The organism is Lysobacterales bacterium, assembly GCA_016703225.1.
Classification (GTDB): domain Bacteria; phylum Pseudomonadota; class Gammaproteobacteria; order Xanthomonadales; family Ahniellaceae; genus JADKHK01.
On record JADJCM010000001.1, the window covers coordinates 20,646 to 40,032 of the forward strand.

Below are 19,387 nucleotides of genomic sequence, written 5' to 3' on the forward strand. Positions count from 1 at the left end.
CATGGAGCACCGATGAAACGCAGCTGGTTATGGACTGCGACGGGCGCACTCGCGCTCGCGACGACGACCGCGATCACCACCATCGCAATACTGTCCCAAGACGGTGTGCCGACCGACGCGATCCGCGCATCGCTGCACTCGAAGAAGCTGGGCGAATCACGCGACTACGTGGTGCATCTGCCCGCGAGTTACCGCTGCGATCCGCAGCGGCGCTACGCCGTCGCCTACGTACTCGATGCCGGGCCGCAGTTCATCACCATGGTCCAATCGAGCAGCCTGCTCGCCCGCCTCGGGCTGGCGGCGGAACTGATCGTGGTCGGAATTCCGAGTCCGGATGACACCTCCCGACAACGCGACTACACGCCGCCGGGCATGCGCCAGGACGTCGATCGCGCCGACTCTCCAGCGGGTGAAGCCGATCGGTTTCTCGGGTTCATCCGCGACGAACTGATCGTGGAGATCGAGCGAAGGTATCGCAGCAACCGCATCCGCATCCTGTCCGGACATTCGCGCGGTGGACTGTTCGTGGTGCACTCGCTGCTCGCCGCACCGGAACTGTTCACGGCACGCTTCGCCCACAGCCCGGCGTTGTGGCGCGACGATCATGCAATGCTCAAACGGCTCCGCGCACAACTGCCGCAACTGCCTGGCGAGACCTACCTGTTTCTGAGCCTCGGTGATGACGAGAACGAGAAGATGCGCGCCGGCTATGACGCTGCGCTGCAAGCACTTGCGACGACCGCACCCGACACGGTGCGCTGGTCGCATGAACTCAGCGTCGGCGCCGACCACGGCAGCAACATGGCCATGGCCACGCCGATCGCCCTGTATCGCTATTTCACGGCAGGCTCTGGAACCGCGCCAACCACTGGGAGAATTCCCGACGCGTGTCGCCATCACCCCCCAAAGCGCGCTTCCACTACCGGCGCCGGCATTGTGCTGGCGCCCGCGGTCCGCCGCGTCGTCGCTTGCAACGGAGTCGCTCATGAAGCTTCGCATCACCTTTCAGACCGTGGTCACGGTCGCATTGCTCGCCCTCGCCGGCCTTGCTGGCGCCAGCAGCGGCACGCCCAGCCCAAAGCTGCGGCCACCGCAGAGCATCGAACAGCGCTGCCACAACCAGTTCCTGAACTGCATGTTTGGCGGCAACAGCATGTTGTGCGGCTGGAACTACCAGGATTGCCTGCGCGGTGGGCCGGGGCCGATCCTGACGCTCGCGAACAATGCTTCGCCATTGCGCTCGGAAGCTGAGCTGGAGCAGCAGACGCATGCCCTGCGCAGCCTGATCGCCGCCAATGTGCGGCCGCAGGCGAGCAAGTCGATGAGCTGGGTGTATTGCCGCAAGATGATGGAGAAATGCGACCGCGGCGACCAGAGCGCCTGCGAGCTGTTCGACCGCTACTGCGGCGGTTGAGGCAACGGCGCCGCCGGGTTGCACGACCCGGCGGCGTTGCGCAACGCGGTGGCACGCGCGGCATCGCCGAACTGCACCGCGATTTCCGCCAGGCGCGACAGTTGCCGGGCGCTGTCGCAGGGCCGCGGCCACGGCCGCGGCAGCTCGGGTGCGATCGCGAGCACGGCATCGAGCCGTTCGCGCACGTTGCCGGCGTCGCGATCCTGCAGCTCGATCTCGGCCAGCACGCGCAACGGCACCAGTGCCGCGTGCGCGCTATCCGCAGGCGCGGACGCAAGTGCCTGCAATGCGCTGGCTTGTGCTGCGTCGCTGCGGCCCGCGCGCCACTCGGCCTCGGCGCGCAGCGCGAGTGCCGTGGCCAGCTGCGCCGTCGCGGCGCCGGTACGACGCTGCAGCGCACCGACACAAGGTTCGAGCAGCGCCAATGCGCGCGTCGCATCGCCGCCACGCGTGTACGCCTCCCCGGCCAGACACGACGGCGCGAACGCGCCGCGTTGCGACTGCGGATCGAGCGCTTCGCGCTGCGCCTGCGCCGCCGCGAATGCGGCAACCGCGGCGGCGAAATCGCCGCGTTCGAACGCCGCTTCGCCGCGGTTGGCGTGGGTGGCTTCGAGCAAGGGGTGCGGCGGTTTCAGCAAGGCCTTGAAGATCGCGAGCGCGCGCTCGAATGCCTGCGATGCCTGCGCCGGGTCAGCGGCGTACAGCGCTGCGAGACCGAGCGAGTTTTCGACATAGCCGGCGATCACGTGCGGGCCATCGAGAATCGACGCAGCGATGGCGCGCGCTTCGAGCAACAGTGCCAACGCCGCCTGCGGCGCGTCGGCTTCGATCTCGCGCAGCGCCAGCGACTCGAGCGCACTGACCACGGCCAGATCGCGATCGCCGTAGCGGGCGCGCAACGCCGCCAGGTTCTCGCGCAGCACCGCGCGCGCCGCGTCATCCTGACCGGCGCCGGCGAGCGCTTCGCCGTACAGCTCGCGCACCTCCAGCCGCAGTGGATCATCCGCTGCGAGCAGGCGCCGCGCGGCGGTGTCGGCTTCGGTGTGCAGTGCCAAGGCCGCGGGCGAATCCTCGGCATGGTCGCGCAGTTGCCCGAGCCGCGATAAGGCGCTGATGCGCGCCGCACCGAACTCGCCACCGGCACCGTCGTACTCCGCCAGCGCCTTCTGCAGCCGCGACGCGCCGTCACGATAGGTGCCCTCACGAAACGCGGTGTGCGCGAGACTTGCCTCGGCACGCAGCCACAGCGGCGAAGCGCCGCCGTGCTGCCTGCGCGCGGTCGCGCTGGCGCGTTCGAGCAGCGTGCGCGACGGCGCCAGGCGGCTGTAGCCGCGTTCCAGTTCACCGAGCACCAGCTGCAGTTCGACGCGGCTCTCGGGGTCGTCGCCGAACTGTTGCTCGATGCGCGCCGCCGCGCGGTCGAGCAGCCGCTCCGGCGTGCGCGACGACGCCCCGGGGCGCAAGTCGTGCAGCAACGCCAACACGAAGTCGCGACTGCGCCGTGCGCGCTCGGCTTCCTGCACCGCAGCCGCAGCGGCACGATCGGCGCGCAAGGATGCACGCACGCTGACTACGGTCGCCAACGCCAGTCCGAGTACCGCGGCCAGGACCAGAGCCAGTGCCAGCCGATGCCGGCGCACGAACTTGCCGCTGCGGTAGCGCCAGTTGTCGGCGCGGGCGCGCACTGTTTCCTGGCGCAACCAGCGTTCCAGGTCCTCGCCGAATTCATGCGCAGATGCGTAGCGCAGTTCCGGTTCGCGGCGCAGCGCGCGTTCCAGGATCGCATCCAGATCGCCACGCAACTGCGCCCGCAATGCTGCCGCCGAATGCAGCCCGCGCCGGGCTGCGGCCGCCGCATCGACCCGCGCTGAGGGCCGCTGCAGCCAACCACCCTCGGCCTGTTGCGGCCGCGCTGCCGACAGCAGTTCGTGCAGCAGGGCACCGAGGCCATAGACGTCGGTGGCGGTGGTGATGTCGCCCTGCGCCAGCTGTTCCGGGGCGGCGTAGGCCGGCGTCAGCAGATGCAGGCCGGTGCCGGTGCGGTCGCGCTCGGCACCGGTGGCGTCGAGCAGCTTGGCGATGCCGAAGTCGAGCAGGTGCGGCTCGCCGTCGCCACCGACCAGCACGTTGCCGGGCTTGAGGTCACGGTGCACGACCAGGTTTCGATGCGCGTAGGCGACCGCGGCGCAGACCTTCAGGAACAACCGCACGCGTGTGGCGCAGTCGAGGCCGCGGGCGTCGCAGTACGCGCCGATCGGTTCGCCCTCGATCAGCTCCATCGCGATGTAGGGCGCGCCGCTGCGGTCGAGGCCGGCGTCGAACAGGCGGCTGATGCAGGGATGGTTGAGGCGGGCGAGGATGCGCTGCTCGCGCAGGAAGCGCTCGCGCCATTCCGGCGTGAACAGCGTCGTGCGCAGGAACTTGATCGCGACCCGTTGCGGCAACTGCGGGTCCTGGTGGCGCGCGGACCACACCGTGGCCATGCCGCCTTGCCCGATCAGCGCATCGAGGCAGTAGCGGCCGACGGCGTCGCCCGCCTTCGGTACCGCAGGCGGCGCACCAAGCAGTCCTTCGGCCACGGCCGTGGGGTCGCGGTCGAGCACGCCGACGCGCGCGGCTGCCGCCTGCAATCGAGCCGCTGCTGCACGCCAGGCGGCGGGCACCTCGGCATCGGCCAATACCCGCGCCTGCGCCTCGGCATCGAGGTCGAACCACGCATCCAGCCACTCCGCCGGCGGCGTGTCCGGGTCCGCGGAGCTCACGCCGAGGCGCCCATCGCGTCATGGATCAGGGCGCGCGCCTTGCGCCAGTCGCGTTCGATGGTGCGCGTGTCAACCTCGAGCGCGTTCGCCGTATCCTCGACCGACAAGCCGGCGAAGAAGCGCAGCTCGACCACCTGCACCAGCCGCGGATGCGTTGCACCGAGCGCGGTCAGGGCCTGGTCCATCGCCAGCAACTCCAGGCATTCGTCGTCGGCGACCAGTTCCTGCTCGGGCATTTCCACGCGCAGCGCGCCGCCGCCGCGCTTGCTGCGCATGCGATGTCTGGCACGGTCGATCAGGATGCTGCGCATGGCGCGCGCAGCGTACGCGAAAAAGTGTCCGCGATCGCGCCAGGCGAGATCGGCGTCGCCGAACAGCGACAGGTAGGCGTCGTGCACCAACGCCGTGGTTGCGAGTGAGGGTGAGTCGGCTTCGCGTCCGAGCTGCCGGCGCGCGAGTTCCTTGAGCCGCGCGTAAATCAGCGGCAGCAGGCGATTGGCCGCCTCGGCGTCGCCGGCACCGGCGCGCCCGAGCAGGCCGGTGATGTCCGACCCGGGCGCCGCAGCGTCGTGCTCGCTCTTACTCGAACCCATCGCCGAACAGTCCCGACGAGCCCCACACCGGGCGCTCGCTGGTGACGCTGATCGGCTGCACGGTTTCGCGCAGCGGCGTCGCGGCGCCACCGTTGATGGCAATGCTGCCGCCGCTCGAACTCATGCCCTTCACCAGCACGATGCTGGCGTTGCCGCGCGTCGGATGGCTGAGCGTGATGGTCCAGCTGGCGCCGTTGTCGACCAGATTGGCAGTGAGCGCGGCCTCGCCGGCGTCATAGCCGGTGACCAGGTGCAGGAAGTAGGCGTCGGTGCTGCCGGACTGGTCGAGCTCGACGCGATACTGGCCGGCCTCCTCGTCGCCGGGGCGGTCTTCGTTGAGGACGCGATAGCTTGGGCTCGTCGGCAACAAGGTGATCAGCTCCGAGGTCTGCGTGCCCAGTGCGGCCGCAACGCGATTTGTACTCGCTGTCGGCAGCGTTTCGAAGTGCATGACGAAGGTACGTCGCACCAGGTTGGCAGCGACGTGCGGGCCATCGAGCAGCCATCCTCCGCCGTTGTACCAGGGCAGCAGCGAATCGGCGGAACCGCGCGTGCGATCGAGGATCAGCAGCGTCTGCAACGGCCGGATGAACAGGAACTCGCGCCAGGCTTTGTCCGCATAGGGCCAGTCGACGCGGCTGTCGGGCATGTTGCGATAGGCATCCGAGTAATCCACCGCGACGTAACCGAACTGCGGCTCGTGCTGCAGCCGCTTCACCGCGGGCAGGCCACGCGGTTGCTCGCCACGGTCGCCGCCTTCCGGGATCACGTGCGGGCCGCGCCCGACCCAGCGCCCGGTGTTCCAGCCCTCGAACAGCAGCGTGTTGTGCGCCAGCGGATGCTCGGTGTCGATATTGCCGTTGCCCTGGAAACCGGCGATCTGGTCGGAATAGCCGGCGGTCTCGCGTGTCAGGAAGCGACCCTTGCGCCACATCTGGAAGCTGCCGGCATCGTAGTGGCGATGCTCGGTGCCGCCCGGCGTGCCGAGCTGCAGATGCACCTGGGTGGCGCTGGCGTCGTGCGCCGAACGCAGGTCGAACACCTGCGCGCCGGGCGCGTAGTAGTCGAGCGGCAGATCGGCGAAGTCGGCTGCCGAACCGGTGCCGCCGAGGGCATCGAACAGCCAGCTGCGTCCGGCATTCGTGGTCGCGAGCCAGGCGCGGGCATGGCGCGCGTTGCCACTCGCGACGTCGCGCGCACCGAAGTAGCGGGCGAAGTCGCCGAGATAGTTGCGCGCATTGATCACGCCGCCGCCGTGCAGGTTCTCGTCGTCGTTGAACGGGAACAGCAGATAGCCGCCGGTGAAGCCGGTGTTGAGCGTGGTTGCACCGGGTGTGGTGCCGTACAGCGTCGCGTAGATCGCCTCGCGATAGTAAGGCGAGAGCGCAAAGGCGTCGTAGCCGAAATCGCCGGCACTGGCGAACGCAATGATCGGGTAGGACAGGCTGACCACACCGTAGTCGCCGCCCTCGGGGAACACGCCGCCGCGGCCGAAGTCCTGGTACCAGGACGGAAACCAGGTGCCGTAGCGGGTGTCGAGCGACTGGTTGATGAACTCCTGAGCGCGGGCGTTCTCGTGGAAGCTGGCGATGCCCCACATCAGCAGATTGCGGGTGCGTCCCGTGAAGTAGTTGTTGGCCTCCGAACCCTGGTTGGCGAAATCGTCATTGATTTCCAGGTCCATGTAGCCGTTCCAGCGCGTGACCAGCGTGCTGATTTCGGCCGGCGTGAAGCGGTCGTGGCACCAGTCGTAGATCAGCAGCAGTTCTTCGCCCTGCTGGCGCAAGGCATCGCGGCGGCTGCCATTGTTCTCGACCAGCCAGGCGACCAGATAGTCGGCGGCGAGATCGCAATCACCGACATTGGCGGTAAGCACGCCACGCAATGCGCGCTCATACTGGATGTCGCCACCGGCGGGCGTGAACGGATTCGTGGCGAAACGCGCCTGCGCCTGCGCCAGCCGCGCGCCATTGCCGAACCACAGCCGCGGATGGCTGGTCGGGATGGTCAGGTTGGCCGCCTGGCAGGCGGTGGCGAGTCCGAACAGGATCAGGGTCAGCAGGGTTTTCATGGCGCTCCTCGGGTCATTCTGCCCTTAGCGTCAAAATGCGACCGCAGCCGACATGCCGCACGAAAGATTGCAGAAACCTTGGCTGATCATGGCGTTGAGCGATTTCGCAGCCACTTTTTCCCTGCTCGGTCAGACGATACTGCTGCGAGCGACTGCTCGGCTTGTCGGCAATGGACATCTCGATCCAGCCACCGGCCAGAGAGGGGCCGAGATAGCGCTCGCCGAACCACTTGCGATCCTGCAAGTCCAGTTCCGCCTGCAAGGCTTCGCGGCTCATGGCGCCGTGCAGCGCGAGCAGCAAGCGCTCGACCTGGGGGGTAACCTGGGGGGCATCCTGGGGGGGTCGCTTCGACGACCGCAGCGAGGATCATGCCAAGCATGAACGTGACGAAAGGCGCGGCGTCGGCCTGGCGCGTGCTCTCGCCGATTCCGCGGTAGTAGGCCTCCTGATGTTCATGCACCAGGCTCTCGACCGGTGCGCGCCAGCCATCGCAATAGATCCTTCATCAGCTGCGGCACACGATCCGCTTGCGACGCCATGTGCAGGAGCTTGCTTCCGGCCATCACCCCCACGCCCTGGCGACGCCATATCCCGGCGTCGTCGACGAGGCCGCTCATCAGGATGCGATGCGCTTCCAGCAAGTCCGCCTCGCGCGTCGGGCGCCAGCGCCCGAGCTGTTCATAGGCCATGAGTGCATTGCGCACTTCCTGAATCTCGCGCGGGGGTGCCGCGACCCGCTTGCCTTGGAGGATGGCGGTGATCTGCAGCTCGCTCAGCGTGTTGCCTTCGATCGCCAAGGAGCCGTGGATGGTGCGGATGCGATTGTCGCGGCGCAGACGCAGGTCACGACCGACCTCCGCTCGGGCCGACAATTTCCCCACCGCCTCGGCGACGCGCGCTACCTGGCTCACGATGCCGGATCCGAGCGTGCATGGCGGAGAGTACGCGCGCTTCATGAACCGCTCACGGCGCGCGCACGAGCAAGCGCGCCTCGACGCGGGCTTTGGGTCCCTGCAGCGCGATCTTCACCTCCGCGCCCTCGGGCAGCTCGCGCTGCGGCCTGAACATCATCAGGTGCAGGCCGCCGGGTTTCAGCTCGACCCGACCATTCGCAGGCACACGCAGCTCGAGCACGCGGCGCATGCGCATGGTGCCGGCGTCGTCGATCATCTCGTGGATCTCGATCGCGCCGAAATCGGCGCTGTCGGCCGCGTTGAGCACGACCTCGGCGTCGCCGTGGTTCTCGATCACCAGGTATCCGGCACGCACCTTCGCGACCGGCGGCGCGGCGCGGATCCAACCATCGCGCGCCGCGAGTGCCGCGTCGCCGGCCTGCACCACACCCATCGCCAACAGCACCAGCCACAGCAAGGCACGCATCGTCATCGTCGTCGGACCACGGGAAAGGGGCGGCTATGATACGTGCCCGCCCCGCCCGCATCGGTGAACCGCATGCTCGAACGCATCGAACACGACCGCATCCTCGAACTGCGCCTGGCGCGTCCGCCGGTCAACGCGCTGTCACCGGCGCTGGTGGCGCAGTTGCGCCCGGCGCTCGCCGACGCGGCCGGCCAGGGCTTTCGCGCGGTGGTGCTTTCGGGCCAGCCGAAGATGTTCTCGGGCGGGCTCGACGTGATCGAACTGCTGCAACTGGATCGCGCCGGCATGATCGCGTTCTGGGACGACTTCTTCGGACTGATGGCCGCGATCGCGCGCTCGCCCATCCCGACCGTCGCCGCCATCACCGGGCATTCGCCCGCCGGCGGCGCGGTGCTGTCGATCTTCTGCGACTACCGCGTCATGGCGCGCTCGCCGGACCCGGACAAGCCCTTCCGCATCGGACTGAACGAGGTACAGGTCGGGCTGATGGTGCCGGAAGTGATCCAGCTCGCACTGCGGCGCCTGGTCGGCGCGCATCGCGCCGAGCGGCTGATGGTCGCCGGCGCGATGCTCGACAGCGACGAAGCGCTGCGCATCGGTTTCGTCGACGAAGTGGTCGCCATCGACGCCGTCATCCCGCGAGCCCTCGCCTGGTGCCAACAACACCTGTTCCTGCCTCCGCTGGCAGTGGCCAACACGCGGCGCTTTGCTCGCAGCGACCTCGCCGAAATCATGGCCGACCCCCACCGCTTCCCCGCCGCAAGCTTCGCCGACATCTGGTTCGGCGAAGAGACGCAGACGGTGCTGAAGGCACTCGTCGAAAAACTCAAGTCCAAGACCTGACCCGGCCCTCATGCGACCGGAATCACGCGAACCTCCGCGCACCTGCTCACCCACGGCGCGGCGGACTTCCGCCGCCTCGGGGACCGCATCCGCGTCTCGGACATTGGCGGATCGCGCTCAATACGGCCCCGTCATCGGCGTGGTGGCGTCGAAGCGGGTGCCGTACCAGTGGCCATTGCTGAGCAGGAACAGGCTGTCGCCGAGCAACAGGGTGCGGGCGCCGTCGACGTGGCGGTAGGGCGGGCCGACCGGGGCGGCGAGTACCGCCCGGTGTTCGCGGTAGCCGTGCACGAAGCCGCTCGCATCAACCTCGAAACTGGCGACGCCGCTGAACTGCCAGGGGGCCCAGGACCACGGTTCGGAATAGCTGCCGTCGTGGCGGACGATCGGGATGGCGATGCGCGTGCGCGCGTCGGGAGTGACGGCGGCGGCGATGGCGTGGTGGTCGTCGAGCAGCGCGGAATCGCTGCCGCGGGTGCCGCTGATCTGTCGCCAGGACTCGATCGGATGCAGCGGATCGCGCTGGTCGAACAGGCTGAACTTCAGGCCGAGCAACCACGCCCCACCCCAACCGTCGCCGCCGCTCGCGGGTGTGGCATCGCGACCGACGCCGAGCAGAAAACCGCCGGGCAGCGGATGCAGGTAGTCGGAGTACCCGGTGATCTCGAGCGCCGAATCGAGCTTGGGGTCGAGCGGGTCGGAGAGGTCGATCGCATACAACGGGTCGGTGCGGAAGAAGCTGACCGCATAGGCACGATCACCGACGAAACGCACGCCGTAGGCTTGCTCGTTGGGCGGGCCGATCGGTGCCGGGCGTGCAGCGTTGGGCAGCGACGCAATGCGTTCGAGCTGTCGGCTGGCGGTGTTCTCGCGCAGCACCGAGAGTTCGAACAGCGTCGTCGCCGACCAGGACCACCAAGCGTGGTCGGTCAGCACACGCAGTAGCCCGTCGCGTTCGGAGAAGCGGAATGCGCCCTCGGCTGAGGTACTGATGCTGCCCGGCACGCTGCCACTCGCGCGATAGCTCAGGTCGGGCAGCGCCAGCTTGTGGATATCGAGCTGCGGCGCAGCGCCACCGGACGGCACAATGCCCGAGGCGATGCGGTACTCGCTGGTCGCCAGATACCAGGCACCGGGCGCGACGTAGGAGAGCTCCGGGCGCGCAAACAGCGACACGAACACGGGCGCGCCACCGCCGAGATCGAAACGCGACAGCGTGGTCAGGCTGCGCTCGTAGTCGTTGGGCGCGAAGTTCGGAAGCCACACGGATTCGAGCGTGACCATCGGCTGCCACGGGCCGCCGTTCTCGCGCCACTGCGGCAGGATCGGCGCGCCGGCATCGGTGACCTGCACCAGCCGCGAGCTGGCGAGGAACAGCGCGTCGCCGACCAGCCGACTGGTCGCGAACATGCCTTGCAGCTCGATGCGCCGAACCTCCTGCGGCATGCCTTCCACGTCCAGCGTGTACACGACCGCGACCACGTTGCCGTCGATCGGCTCGAAACCGCACCACGGCGAAAACGCGGTGTAGAACGGATTGAGCCCGGCGAGCAGGATCAGGCGCGTCTGCGCCCCCTGCCCGGCGACATGCAGCCCGATCTCCTGCATGCCTTCGGGCAGCGCGATCGAGCCCGTCTCGCTGGCCACGCCGCTCGCCGCATCGAGCACATGCAGACGCAGGCGGCGCACGCCATCGTCGCGAGCGCTCAGGCTGTATACGCGACTGCCGATGCGCTGGATCAGGTCGTATTCGCCGACACCTTCTTCCTGCACATTGGTGTCGCTGGCGGTGGTGGCCGCAGGCACACCCGGCGAGAAATCGATGCAGCCATCGAGGTTGTAGTACGGATTGTGCGCTGCGGTTTGTTGCACGAAGTGCGTCATCGCTGCCGCGTCGGAAAAGCGCGCCAGTGCCCCCGCATGCAGCCGCGTGTTCGGTGCTTCGGTGTAGCGCGAGAGCGCCTTGTCCGGGCGCGACCAGAACACACCCTGCGCGTCGCCGAGGGTGATCGACGCAATGGCATCGTCCTGGCCACGGAAGCGGATGCGGGTTTCGCCGCCGGCTTCCGACAGCAGCCGGCAACCGGGGTCGCAAACGCGACGCACGCGTGTGGCCGCGAGCAGCCCTTCACCGATATCGCCCTGCGCGAATGCCCAAGTTGGCTCGCCGCCACGGTCGTAACCGAGCGAGATCGAGCCGACCCAGCGGCCCTGCTGGATCAGCAGCTGGCCGTGCCCGCCATCGACCGGGTCGAACCAGAAGCCGGAACGGTCGCCGAGACTGAAGTCGCGGTTGACGACGTAGCGAACCAGCGTGTGTTCGCGCGTACGGCCATCGAGTTGCAGCACCACGTGCGCCGCGTCTTCGCTGTGCCGCACGAAGTTCAGCTGCCCGGCCTGCGTGGCCCCGCCCAACTGTTGACGCGCCACGTCCCAGCGCGGCCGATACAGCGCCATCGCCACCTGCCCCGGACCCGCGCGCACCGCGCCGCCGAACCACCAGCGCGGCGCACCGGCGGCGTCGAAATCGGTGAGCAGCGCCGAACTGATCGCACCCGAAGGCGCGATCGTCAGCGCCCAGCCGGAATCGGTGGGGTCAAACCAGACATCGGTGCGCTCGGCATCGGCGGGCGCGGTGTAGTCGCGCTGCGCCAGCACCGGCGCAGCGATCAGGATCAGGCAACAAAGCAGCAGTGCGCGCATCGGAGGTCTCCTCGGGCATTCCTGCCCAGACGACGCCCGTGCGTGACGATTCCCCCAGCGCGCCGCCGCAGCCTCAGAAACCGAGGCTGAGCCCGAGGTGGACACTGCGCCCCATGCCCGCCACCGCGATGCCCCAGGGCACGCCGTTCATGCTCATGGTCGTGCCCTGACCGAGGTAGGCACCGCCAGTCGGCAGGCGATAGCCGCGGTCGAACAGGTTCTCGATGCCGGCGTCAAGACGCAGGCGACCGAACTCGCGCGAGGTGCGCAGGTGCAGCAGCCCATAGCCGTCGGTCGGCACCTCGTTGCGCACCGCCGACACGTGGTCCTTGGCATCGACCAGTTCCAATTCGAGCACGCTGTTCCAGCCGCCGAACGCATGCTTGAAGCGCAGCCGTGCGTTCAGCGGCATCAGGTTGTAGAGATCGTCGTCGCGCTCGCGGTTCACGCCGCGCAGATGGTTGACGATGCCCTCGAACGCGAACGCGCCGAACCCGCCTTCGCCGAGTCGCGCCTCACCCGATAGATCGATGCCAACCAACCGCGCCGACTGGTTCGACAGTTGCAGCACGTTGAAGCGGTTGGCGGCCCAGCCGGTGCGCGGCGCGGCGTCGATGTAGTCGTGCACGCTCGTGTAGTGCGGCGTGGCGCGCAGCCGCCAGGCGTGGTCGGCGGCGTGCCAGTCGAAGGTCGCCGACAGCGTGTGCGCGACCTCAGGTTCCAGGTCGATGCTGCCGATGTAGCCGTTGCCGTCGCCGACGAAGTTGTTCATCGTCGCCGCCATCGGCCAGCTCGACCAGGTGTAGCGTTCGTACAGGTTCGGCGTGCGCGCCTTGCGCGCGAGGCCAAACTCGAGATCGAAACGTGCACTCGGCGTGTAGCGCGCCAATGCGGTCAGGTCCCAATTGTGGTCGTTGCGTTCGCGATCGCGGGCATTGAAGGCGTTGGCCTCGGCGTACTGGCCGCCGGGCGCGTTCGGCATCGTGTTGTAGCCGCGCACATCGCCGGCGTCGGTATGCACCTGTTCGAAACGAGCGCCGAGCAAGGTCATCCAGGCATCGGAGACGTGCTGCTCCCACTCCGCGAACAGTGCGTTGCGATCGCGTTCGCCATCGGCGATGTTCCAGAAAACACCGGGGCCCATGCCGCCGCCTGAGGGCGTCCACCAGTCGTCGAGTTCATACCGTTGCATCTCCGCGCCGACGCGCAACAGGTCGGCGGCACCGAACCCGAGATCGGCCGCGACCCGCGCGCCGCTGGTGCGACCGGCGCTGTACATCGGCATGCCGCCGGCGCAGGTGCCGGCCGGGTCACCCATGTAGCGGATCGGATCGCAGGGATTGCCGGGGCCCGAGTTGCTGCCATACCAGAAGCGCTTGTCCGGCCCGAAGTCCATGAAGTGATCGACGCGCTCGTGGTAGGCACTGGCATCGAGCGCACCCCAGCCGAACTCGCCGCGATAACGCAGGCTGCCGCGCTGCTGGGTGTTGTCGAGCAGGTCCATGCGCTGGTTCGGGAACAACTGCTCGGGCATGTCCTGGTAGCCGAGCTTTGCCTCCAGCAGGTGCGCGTCGCGCTTCAGCGCCAGAGTCAGTGCGTGGTTCGCGGTTTCGTAGGCGGTCGAGCCGACCTCATCGAGCGGCAATTCGTGACCCGGCCGACCAGTACTCGCTGCCGGCTTGAAGTCGCGCCCGGCGCGGTAGTTGTCGGCGCGGCTGCTGCCCCCGCGATAGCCGACGTGGAAGCCATCATTCGCCCAGTGCAGATCGACACTCCCGCCAAGCGCCGCATTGTTGCTGCGGTAGAAACTCGCGACCTCGCCACCGGCGCGCGTTTCACCCGTCGCTGCAAACGCCGGCGCCGGTGTAGTGGCGACGATGCTGCCGCCGATGCTGTCGCCGCCAAGGCTGACCGGCGCGATGCCGGCGTACACCTGCAACGACGCGACCTGCGCCGGGTCCAGGTAGGAGAGCGGCGGATTCATGTGGTTCGGGCAGGTCGCGACCAGATCCATGCCGTCGACGCGGATACGCAGGCGATCATCGGCCAGGCCATGCACGGCAGGCAGGCTGGAGACGCCACCGGCACCGTTCAACTGTACGCCCGGCACATCGCGCAGCAAGGCTGCAGTGTCGCTGGTGGCGGCGCGCTTGGCCTTGAGGCCGCGCGCCGGGCTCGCGTTCGGCAGGGGTTCGGGCGCGACCTCCTCGATCTCGACCCGTGGCAGGGTTTTCTCGGTGGCGAAGGCGGAAGCGGACAGCGCGGCGAACACCGCGGCCGCGAGGGCGTGTGGGCGGGACATGGAGGACTCCGGAAACGTGGAAAACGATCCGGACAGTCTAGGAATCGGGTCGCGGCACGTCGCTGCGACACGTTGTCGCAGTGGCGCCTAGCCGGCGACGCTGCGCACCGGTACCGGCTGCTGCGGCCAGCGCTTGCGGATGCTGGCGCGGATGCCGGCAGCGTCGAGCCCGACCTCGGTCAGCAGCTCTTCGCGCGTCATGTGCTCGATGAAGCGGTCGGGCAGGCCGAGCTGCAGCAGCGGAACCGCGATCCCGTGCGCGGCCAGCAGTTCGGCGACGGCGGAACCGGCGCCGCCTTGCACCGCATTGTCCTCGATCGTGATCAGACCATCGTGGCTGCGCGCGATCTCCAGCAGCAGCTTCTCGTCCAGCGGCTTGATGAAACGCATGTTGACCACGGTGGCGTCGATCTCCAGACCGACCTTCGCAGCCTCCGCGACCATCGCCCCGAACGCGAGCAGGGCGAGGCTACGCCCGCGACGCCGTACCTCGGCCTCGCCGATTGGCAGTGTGTCGAGATTCTTTGGCACCGCGACGCCGGGGCCGCTGCCGCGCGGATAACGCACTGCCGCAGGGCCAGGATGGCGATAGCCGGTCGAGAGCATGCGTCGACACTCGGCTTCGTCGGCCGGTGCCATCAGCACCAGGTTCGGGATGCAGCGCAGGAAGCTCAGATCGAAACTGCCGGCATGGGTCGCACCATCGGGACCGACCACGCCGGCGCGGTCGATCGCGAACAGCACGTCGAGGTTCTGCAGCGCGACGTCGTGGATCAGCTGGTCGTAGCCACGCTGCAGGAAGGTCGAGTAGATCGCGACCACCGGCTTCATGCCCTCGCAGGCCATGCCGGCGGCGAGCGTGACCGCATGCTGCTCGGCAATGGCGACATCGAAATACTGCCGCGGATACTCCTGCGAGAAGCGCACCAGGCCGGAACCTTCGCGCATCGCCGGGGTGATGCCGGCGAGCTTGGGGTCGGTCGCGGCCATGTCGCACAGCCAGTCGCCGAACACCTGGGTGTAGCTCGGTTTGGTCGGTGCGGCCTTCTTGACCACGCCGACTTCGGGATCGAACGGCCCGACCGCGTGGTATTCGATCTGGTCGCCCTCGGCGCGCTCGTAGCCCTTGCCCTTGCGCGTGATCACATGCAGCAGCTGCGGCCCCTTGAGCTCGCGTAGGGTGCGCAATATGCGCAGCATCTCCGGCAGATCATGTCCATCCACCGGCCCCGTGTAATGAAACCCCATCTCCTCGAACAGCGTCGACGGCAGCGCCATGCCCTTCCAATGTTCTTCCCAGCGTTTGAGGAATTTGCCGGTGCGGCTCTTGGCCGGAAACAGCTTCTTGCCGCCCTCGCGGAACGCGGTGTACGCGGGCCCCGCAAGCAGTCGCGCAAACATCTTGGTCAGGCCGCCGACGTTCTCGCTGATCGACATCTGGTTGTCGTTCAACACCACCAGCAGGTTCGGCTCCGGATCCATGCCACCGGCGTGGTTCAGCGCCTCGTAGGCCATGCCCGCGGTCATCGCGCCATCGCCGATCACCGCCACCACCTTGCGCGTATCGCCCTGCCGTTGCAGCGCGACCGCCATGCCGAGCGCCGCCGAAATCGACGTGGAGGAATGGCCGACGCCAAAGGTGTCGTATTCGCTTTCCTCGCGCCGCGGGAACGGCGCCACGCCGTTGCGCTGCTTGACCGTCTGGATGGTGTCGCGGCGCCCGCTCAGGATCTTGTGCGGATAGCACTGGTGGCCCACGTCCCAGACCAGGCGATCGGTCGGCGTGTCGTACAGCCAATGCAAGGCCACGGTCAGCTCGACGACGCCGAGCCCGGCGGCGAAATGCCCGCCCGACACCGCCACCGAATCGATCAGATGGCCGCGCAGTTCCGCGGCGATCGCCGACAGCTCGGATTCGGGAAAGCGGCGCAAGTCACCGGGGACGGCAATCTGCGCCAGTCGCGGGTAGCGCGTGGCATCGATCATGGACAGGATCAAATCAGGGAATACGGGCGATTGTCCGGCGAAGGTCTGGAGAGAGCAAGGCAAAGGCCGGGCAAGGCAGTCGCGAGACCCGTCCTCGCGGAGGCCAAAGCCTCGTCAGCGAATGGGTCGCTATGGTCCGGCGCGACCCCGGCACCGATCCGCCAAGCGCCGGACTCGACCCGCTCCGAGACAGGAATCAAGCGCCGATGCTGGTGGTGATGGATGAAAGCGGTGACACCGGCTTCAAGCTCGGGCGGGGCTCCACCAGCCATTTCGTCGTGGCGATGGTGCGCTTCGACGACGACCGCGCCGCGCAACAGACCGGGGCCTGCATCACCGACCTGAAACAGCGCCTGCAGATCAACGGGGAAATCAAGTTCTCCAAGTCTCCGGACGGGGTGCGCGACTAGTTCTTTTCGGCCGTACGCGAGCAGGAGTTCCGCGCCCGAATGCTGGTCGTCGAGAAGCAGCGTCTGTACAGCGAACGCCTGAAGCGCGACAGCGACTGCTTCTACAACTTCTTTCTGCGCCTGCTGATGACACACGATCACGACACGCTGCGCGACGCCAGGATCAAGGTCGACGGCAGCGGGGACCGCCGGTTCAAGTGCGAGCTGGCCGGCTATCCGCGACGTGAGCTGGCGCAAGGCAAGGTAGCCAGTCTGCGCTTCGTCGACTCCAGGAACGACAACCTGATCCAACTGGCCGACATGTGCGCGGGCGCTGTGCTGCGTGCCCGGCGCGACGACGAGCGCCGGGACGCCCGCTGGATGCGCCAGCTGGGCCCGCGGCTGGAAAACGTCTGGGATTTCGGGTGACTCGAAAAAACGAAGGGAGCGACGTGGTCGCCCCCTTGTCCGCACCCTCGGCCTAGCCGGACGATCGCCCGGCAAGCACACCTTACGGAGACGGTTCGGTCCGAAGGGGCTAGGTGCGCGCATCTTACGCCGAATTTCCACCGCGGCAAAACGAGGTTTCCTTCGATGAGTCGAGACCGTGCGACAGCGCTGCCGAAAACGCGCTTCGTCGCGTTCACTCCCCCGGGTGGTAACGCCGCACGGCGCGGCGCTCGACGTCTTCGCGGTAGAAGGCTGCGTCCTTGAATTGGCGGGTGGCGTAGTGTTCGGCCTGGTCGGCGAAGTGCGGGGAGGCCGGGTCGCCGCTCTGGCCGCCGGCGAGCAGGGTGCGGGCGCGCAGGCGCGGGCCGAACTCGACCGCGGCGATGAAGCTGTTGCCCTTGCGGCCGTAGATGCGCTTCGTCCCTTCTCCCGGCAAGGCGCCGAACGCGGCGAGCGCACCCCAGTTGCCCGAGGCCATCGGCACCGGCAGGCTCGGCCGCGCATCGTCGTAGCGTTGTTCGATGGCGCCATCGAGGCGCTGGTAGCGATTCACTTCACGCCAAGGCGTTTCCCAGCTGCCGAAGTCGCGTTCGAGCGTTGCGACCACGCGCGCAAACGCGGCCAGCCGGTCCGCAGCGAGGCTGTCGCGCCCGGCCCACTCGACCTGCGCCAGCGGCGACAACCCGGGCGGCAGCGCCGGATGTTCGAGCAGCGCCACGCCATAGAAGTGCGCCAGCGTCATCCCCGCCGAGTCCAGCGCGACCTTGCGGTCCCAGCGCCTGAGCACCGAGATCGGGCGCGCGAGCTGCGGCCAGTTGCGGGCATCGTGGTCGTAGGCGGTGAACAAACCCGGCAACAACACCTCGAAGGCCGGCAGTTCGGGATCGTGTGCGAGTTCGATCAGGCTATCGAGTGTCAGGTCCTTCGCGTCCTTCAGCATGCGCACGGCGTGGATCGCGCGGTAGGTCTCGGCATCCGGCGCCATGTAGCGCGGATAGTCGTCGCGCTTCGGGCTGAAGTCGAGCGCGGCGTTGAACGGTGTCGAGTTGCAGTTCTGGATCCAACCGTTGCCGGGATTCAGCAGCGTGATCATCTCGTCGAGTTCATGCAGGCCCTGCCAGTCGCTGCGCGGATCGCTGCCGTCCAGCGGCTGCGAATAGTCCAACGCCGGGTCGCGCTTCGGCATGAAGTTGCCGTGGAAATAGGCGATGTTGCCGCTGGCGTCGGCGAACACGGTGTTGTTCGAGGAATTGGCTCGAATCTGCATCATGTCCCGGAAGCCGGCATAGTCGCGCGTCTTCATGCGCAGGTAGCTCTGGCGGAGCGCATCGACCGGCTTCCAGTTGATCCGCGTCGTCGTCCAGCGTCCGTCGATCGTGTGCGTGACCGGGCCCTGGCGCGTGCGGTAGACCGGGAAGGTGCGGCTGCGAATCGCGTCGCCATCGCGGTAGCTCAGCGACACATCGAAGGTCTCGACCGGACTCATTACATCGCCATCGCGGACCTTCAGCACGTCGCCATCGCGCCGCACCTGCTGCACGTATTCGTCGATGAAATCGGCGTAGCTCGAGGTGTGCATCCAGCCGGTGGTTTCGTTGAATCCCTGGTAGACGAAGAACTGCCCCCAGGTCACCGCGCCATAGGCATTCAAGCCTTCCTCGCTGACCACATGCACTTCGCCGCGGAAGAACAGCGAGGTGTGCGGATTGATCAGCAGCAGCGGATGACCCGAGCGCGTGCGACTGCCTGCGATCGCAAAGCCGTTGGAACCGGAAGGTTCGGCAAAGCGCGCCGGCGCGGATGCGATCGGCAACGGCGCGGGCTGCCGGACTTCTGCGGAAGCCGATGCCAGGCTCGCCTCGACCGCGCGACCGCGGCCGTAGAACGCGGCGATGCCTTCGAGCGGCACCGACTCGATGTCGCCACCGATCGAGCCTTCGAAGAAATAGAACGGCATCCACGGCTCGAAGCGCGTGAGCCGTTGCGGCTTCACCCCGGGGTGGGTCGCCAGATAGAAGTTCAGGCCATCGGCGAAGGCTTGGCAGAGTTCGCGTAACCATTCCGGAGCGTGCGCATACGCGGCCTCGGCTTCTGCGCGCGTCATGTACAAGTTCGCGCGCAGGTCGCTCCACAACGCCGACTCGCCCTGCACTTCGGCCAGCCGCCCGATCGCCCACAGATAGTTGCGCTCGATCCGCGGGAAGTCGTCCTCGGCCTGCGCGTAGAGCAGCCCAAACACGGCATCGGCATCGGTCTTGCCGTAGATGTGCGGCACGCCGAAGTCGTCGCGGAGGATGGTGACGCGCGCAGCGATCGCGGCCAACCGCTCGGATTCGGACACGACCGCCGTCGCTGCCTGTTCAGGCGGGGGCGCTTCTCGGGGCGGCGAGGCGCAGCCAGCCAGCACGAACAGCCCGCCAAGCAACCATTGCAGACGCATCATCGCCGACTCCCGCTTTCCAAGGACGCGTGCACGATAGCGGTTCGTCACCC

At 67.8% G+C, this 19,387-nt stretch carries 13 protein-coding genes and 1 pseudogene; 5 read left to right on the plus strand and 9 right to left on the minus strand.

The window, feature by feature from the left end:
* Nucleotides 1–12: 12 nt before the first annotated feature.
* The gene (locus tag IPG63_00120) at nucleotides 13–1,251 is read left to right on the plus strand and encodes an alpha/beta hydrolase (GenBank protein ID MBK6725660.1); all 1,239 of its coding nucleotides are present in this window, start codon (nucleotides 13–15) and stop codon (nucleotides 1,249–1,251) included.
* Nucleotides 1,235–1,414: a hypothetical protein gene (locus IPG63_00125; protein ID MBK6725661.1), complete on the plus strand. Its 180-nt coding sequence runs from the start codon at nucleotides 1,235–1,237 to the stop codon at nucleotides 1,412–1,414. The genes IPG63_00120 and IPG63_00125 overlap by 17 nt, the downstream gene beginning before the upstream one ends.
* Here the strand turns inward: IPG63_00125 and IPG63_00130 are convergent.
* The 5 genes and pseudogenes from IPG63_00130 to IPG63_00150 form a co-directional block, all read right to left on the minus strand.
* Nucleotides 1,399–4,176 carry a serine/threonine protein kinase gene (locus tag IPG63_00130; GenBank protein ID MBK6725662.1) on the minus strand — a complete coding sequence of 926 codons (2,778 nt, stop codon included), beginning with the start codon at nucleotides 4,174–4,176 and terminating at the stop codon, nucleotides 1,399–1,401. The two genes, IPG63_00125 and IPG63_00130, sit on opposite strands and share 16 nt — an antisense overlap.
* Nucleotides 4,173–4,769, minus strand: coding sequence for a sigma-70 family RNA polymerase sigma factor (locus IPG63_00135; GenBank protein ID MBK6725663.1), 597 nt, complete (start codon nucleotides 4,767–4,769; stop codon nucleotides 4,173–4,175). The genes IPG63_00130 and IPG63_00135 overlap by 4 nt, the downstream gene beginning before the upstream one ends.
* Entirely contained in the window at nucleotides 4,756–6,840 is a 2,085-nt protein-coding gene (locus IPG63_00140; GenBank protein ID MBK6725664.1) for a hypothetical protein, read from the minus strand. The genes IPG63_00135 and IPG63_00140 overlap by 14 nt, the downstream gene beginning before the upstream one ends.
* Nucleotides 6,841–6,853: 13 nt before the next feature.
* A pseudogene (locus IPG63_00145) lies at nucleotides 6,854–7,797 on the minus strand (Fic family protein).
* A gap of 7 nt (nucleotides 7,798–7,804) precedes the next feature.
* Nucleotides 7,805–8,221: a copper chaperone PCu(A)C gene (locus tag IPG63_00150; protein MBK6725665.1), complete on the minus strand. Its 417-nt coding sequence runs from the start codon at nucleotides 8,219–8,221 to the stop codon at nucleotides 7,805–7,807.
* A 72-nt stretch (nucleotides 8,222–8,293) separates the two neighbouring features.
* Here IPG63_00150 and IPG63_00155 point away from each other — a divergent pair, with 72 nt between their 5' ends.
* Nucleotides 8,294–9,064, plus strand: a complete 771-nt coding sequence (locus IPG63_00155; protein ID MBK6725666.1) for an enoyl-CoA hydratase/isomerase family protein — start codon at nucleotides 8,294–8,296, stop codon at nucleotides 9,062–9,064.
* Between the two features lie 117 nt (nucleotides 9,065–9,181).
* Here the strand turns inward: IPG63_00155 and IPG63_00160 are convergent, their stop codons facing one another.
* The 3 genes from IPG63_00160 to dxs all read right to left on the minus strand — a co-directional run bounded on the left by IPG63_00160 (nucleotide 9,182) and on the right by dxs (nucleotide 16,055).
* Entirely contained in the window at nucleotides 9,182–11,767 is a 2,586-nt protein-coding gene (locus tag IPG63_00160) for a beta-propeller domain-containing protein (protein MBK6725667.1), read from the minus strand.
* A 73-nt stretch (nucleotides 11,768–11,840) separates the two neighbouring features.
* The gene (locus tag IPG63_00165) at nucleotides 11,841–14,069 is read right to left on the minus strand and encodes a TonB-dependent receptor (protein ID MBK6725668.1); all 2,229 of its coding nucleotides are present in this window, start codon (nucleotides 14,067–14,069) and stop codon (nucleotides 11,841–11,843) included.
* Between the two features lie 87 nt (nucleotides 14,070–14,156).
* Complete coding sequence (gene dxs / locus IPG63_00170; protein MBK6725669.1) at nucleotides 14,157–16,055, minus strand: 1-deoxy-D-xylulose-5-phosphate synthase; 1,899 nt, start codon at nucleotides 16,053–16,055, stop codon at nucleotides 14,157–14,159.
* 206 nt (nucleotides 16,056–16,261) lie between these two features.
* Here dxs and IPG63_00175 point away from each other — a divergent pair, with 206 nt between their 5' ends.
* Both IPG63_00175 and IPG63_00180 read left to right on the plus strand, forming a co-directional pair.
* The gene (locus tag IPG63_00175) at nucleotides 16,262–16,465 is read left to right on the plus strand and encodes a hypothetical protein (protein ID MBK6725670.1); all 204 of its coding nucleotides are present in this window, start codon (nucleotides 16,262–16,264) and stop codon (nucleotides 16,463–16,465) included.
* A 39-nt stretch (nucleotides 16,466–16,504) separates the two neighbouring features.
* Nucleotides 16,505–16,873: a DUF3800 domain-containing protein gene (locus tag IPG63_00180; protein MBK6725671.1), complete on the plus strand. Its 369-nt coding sequence runs from the start codon at nucleotides 16,505–16,507 to the stop codon at nucleotides 16,871–16,873.
* A gap of 214 nt (nucleotides 16,874–17,087) precedes the next feature.
* On the opposite strand, the gene IPG63_00185 is transcribed toward IPG63_00180, so the two are convergent.
* Complete coding sequence (locus tag IPG63_00185; protein MBK6725672.1) at nucleotides 17,088–19,334, minus strand: penicillin acylase family protein; 2,247 nt, start codon at nucleotides 19,332–19,334, stop codon at nucleotides 17,088–17,090.
* Nucleotides 19,335–19,387 lie beyond the last annotated feature (53 nt).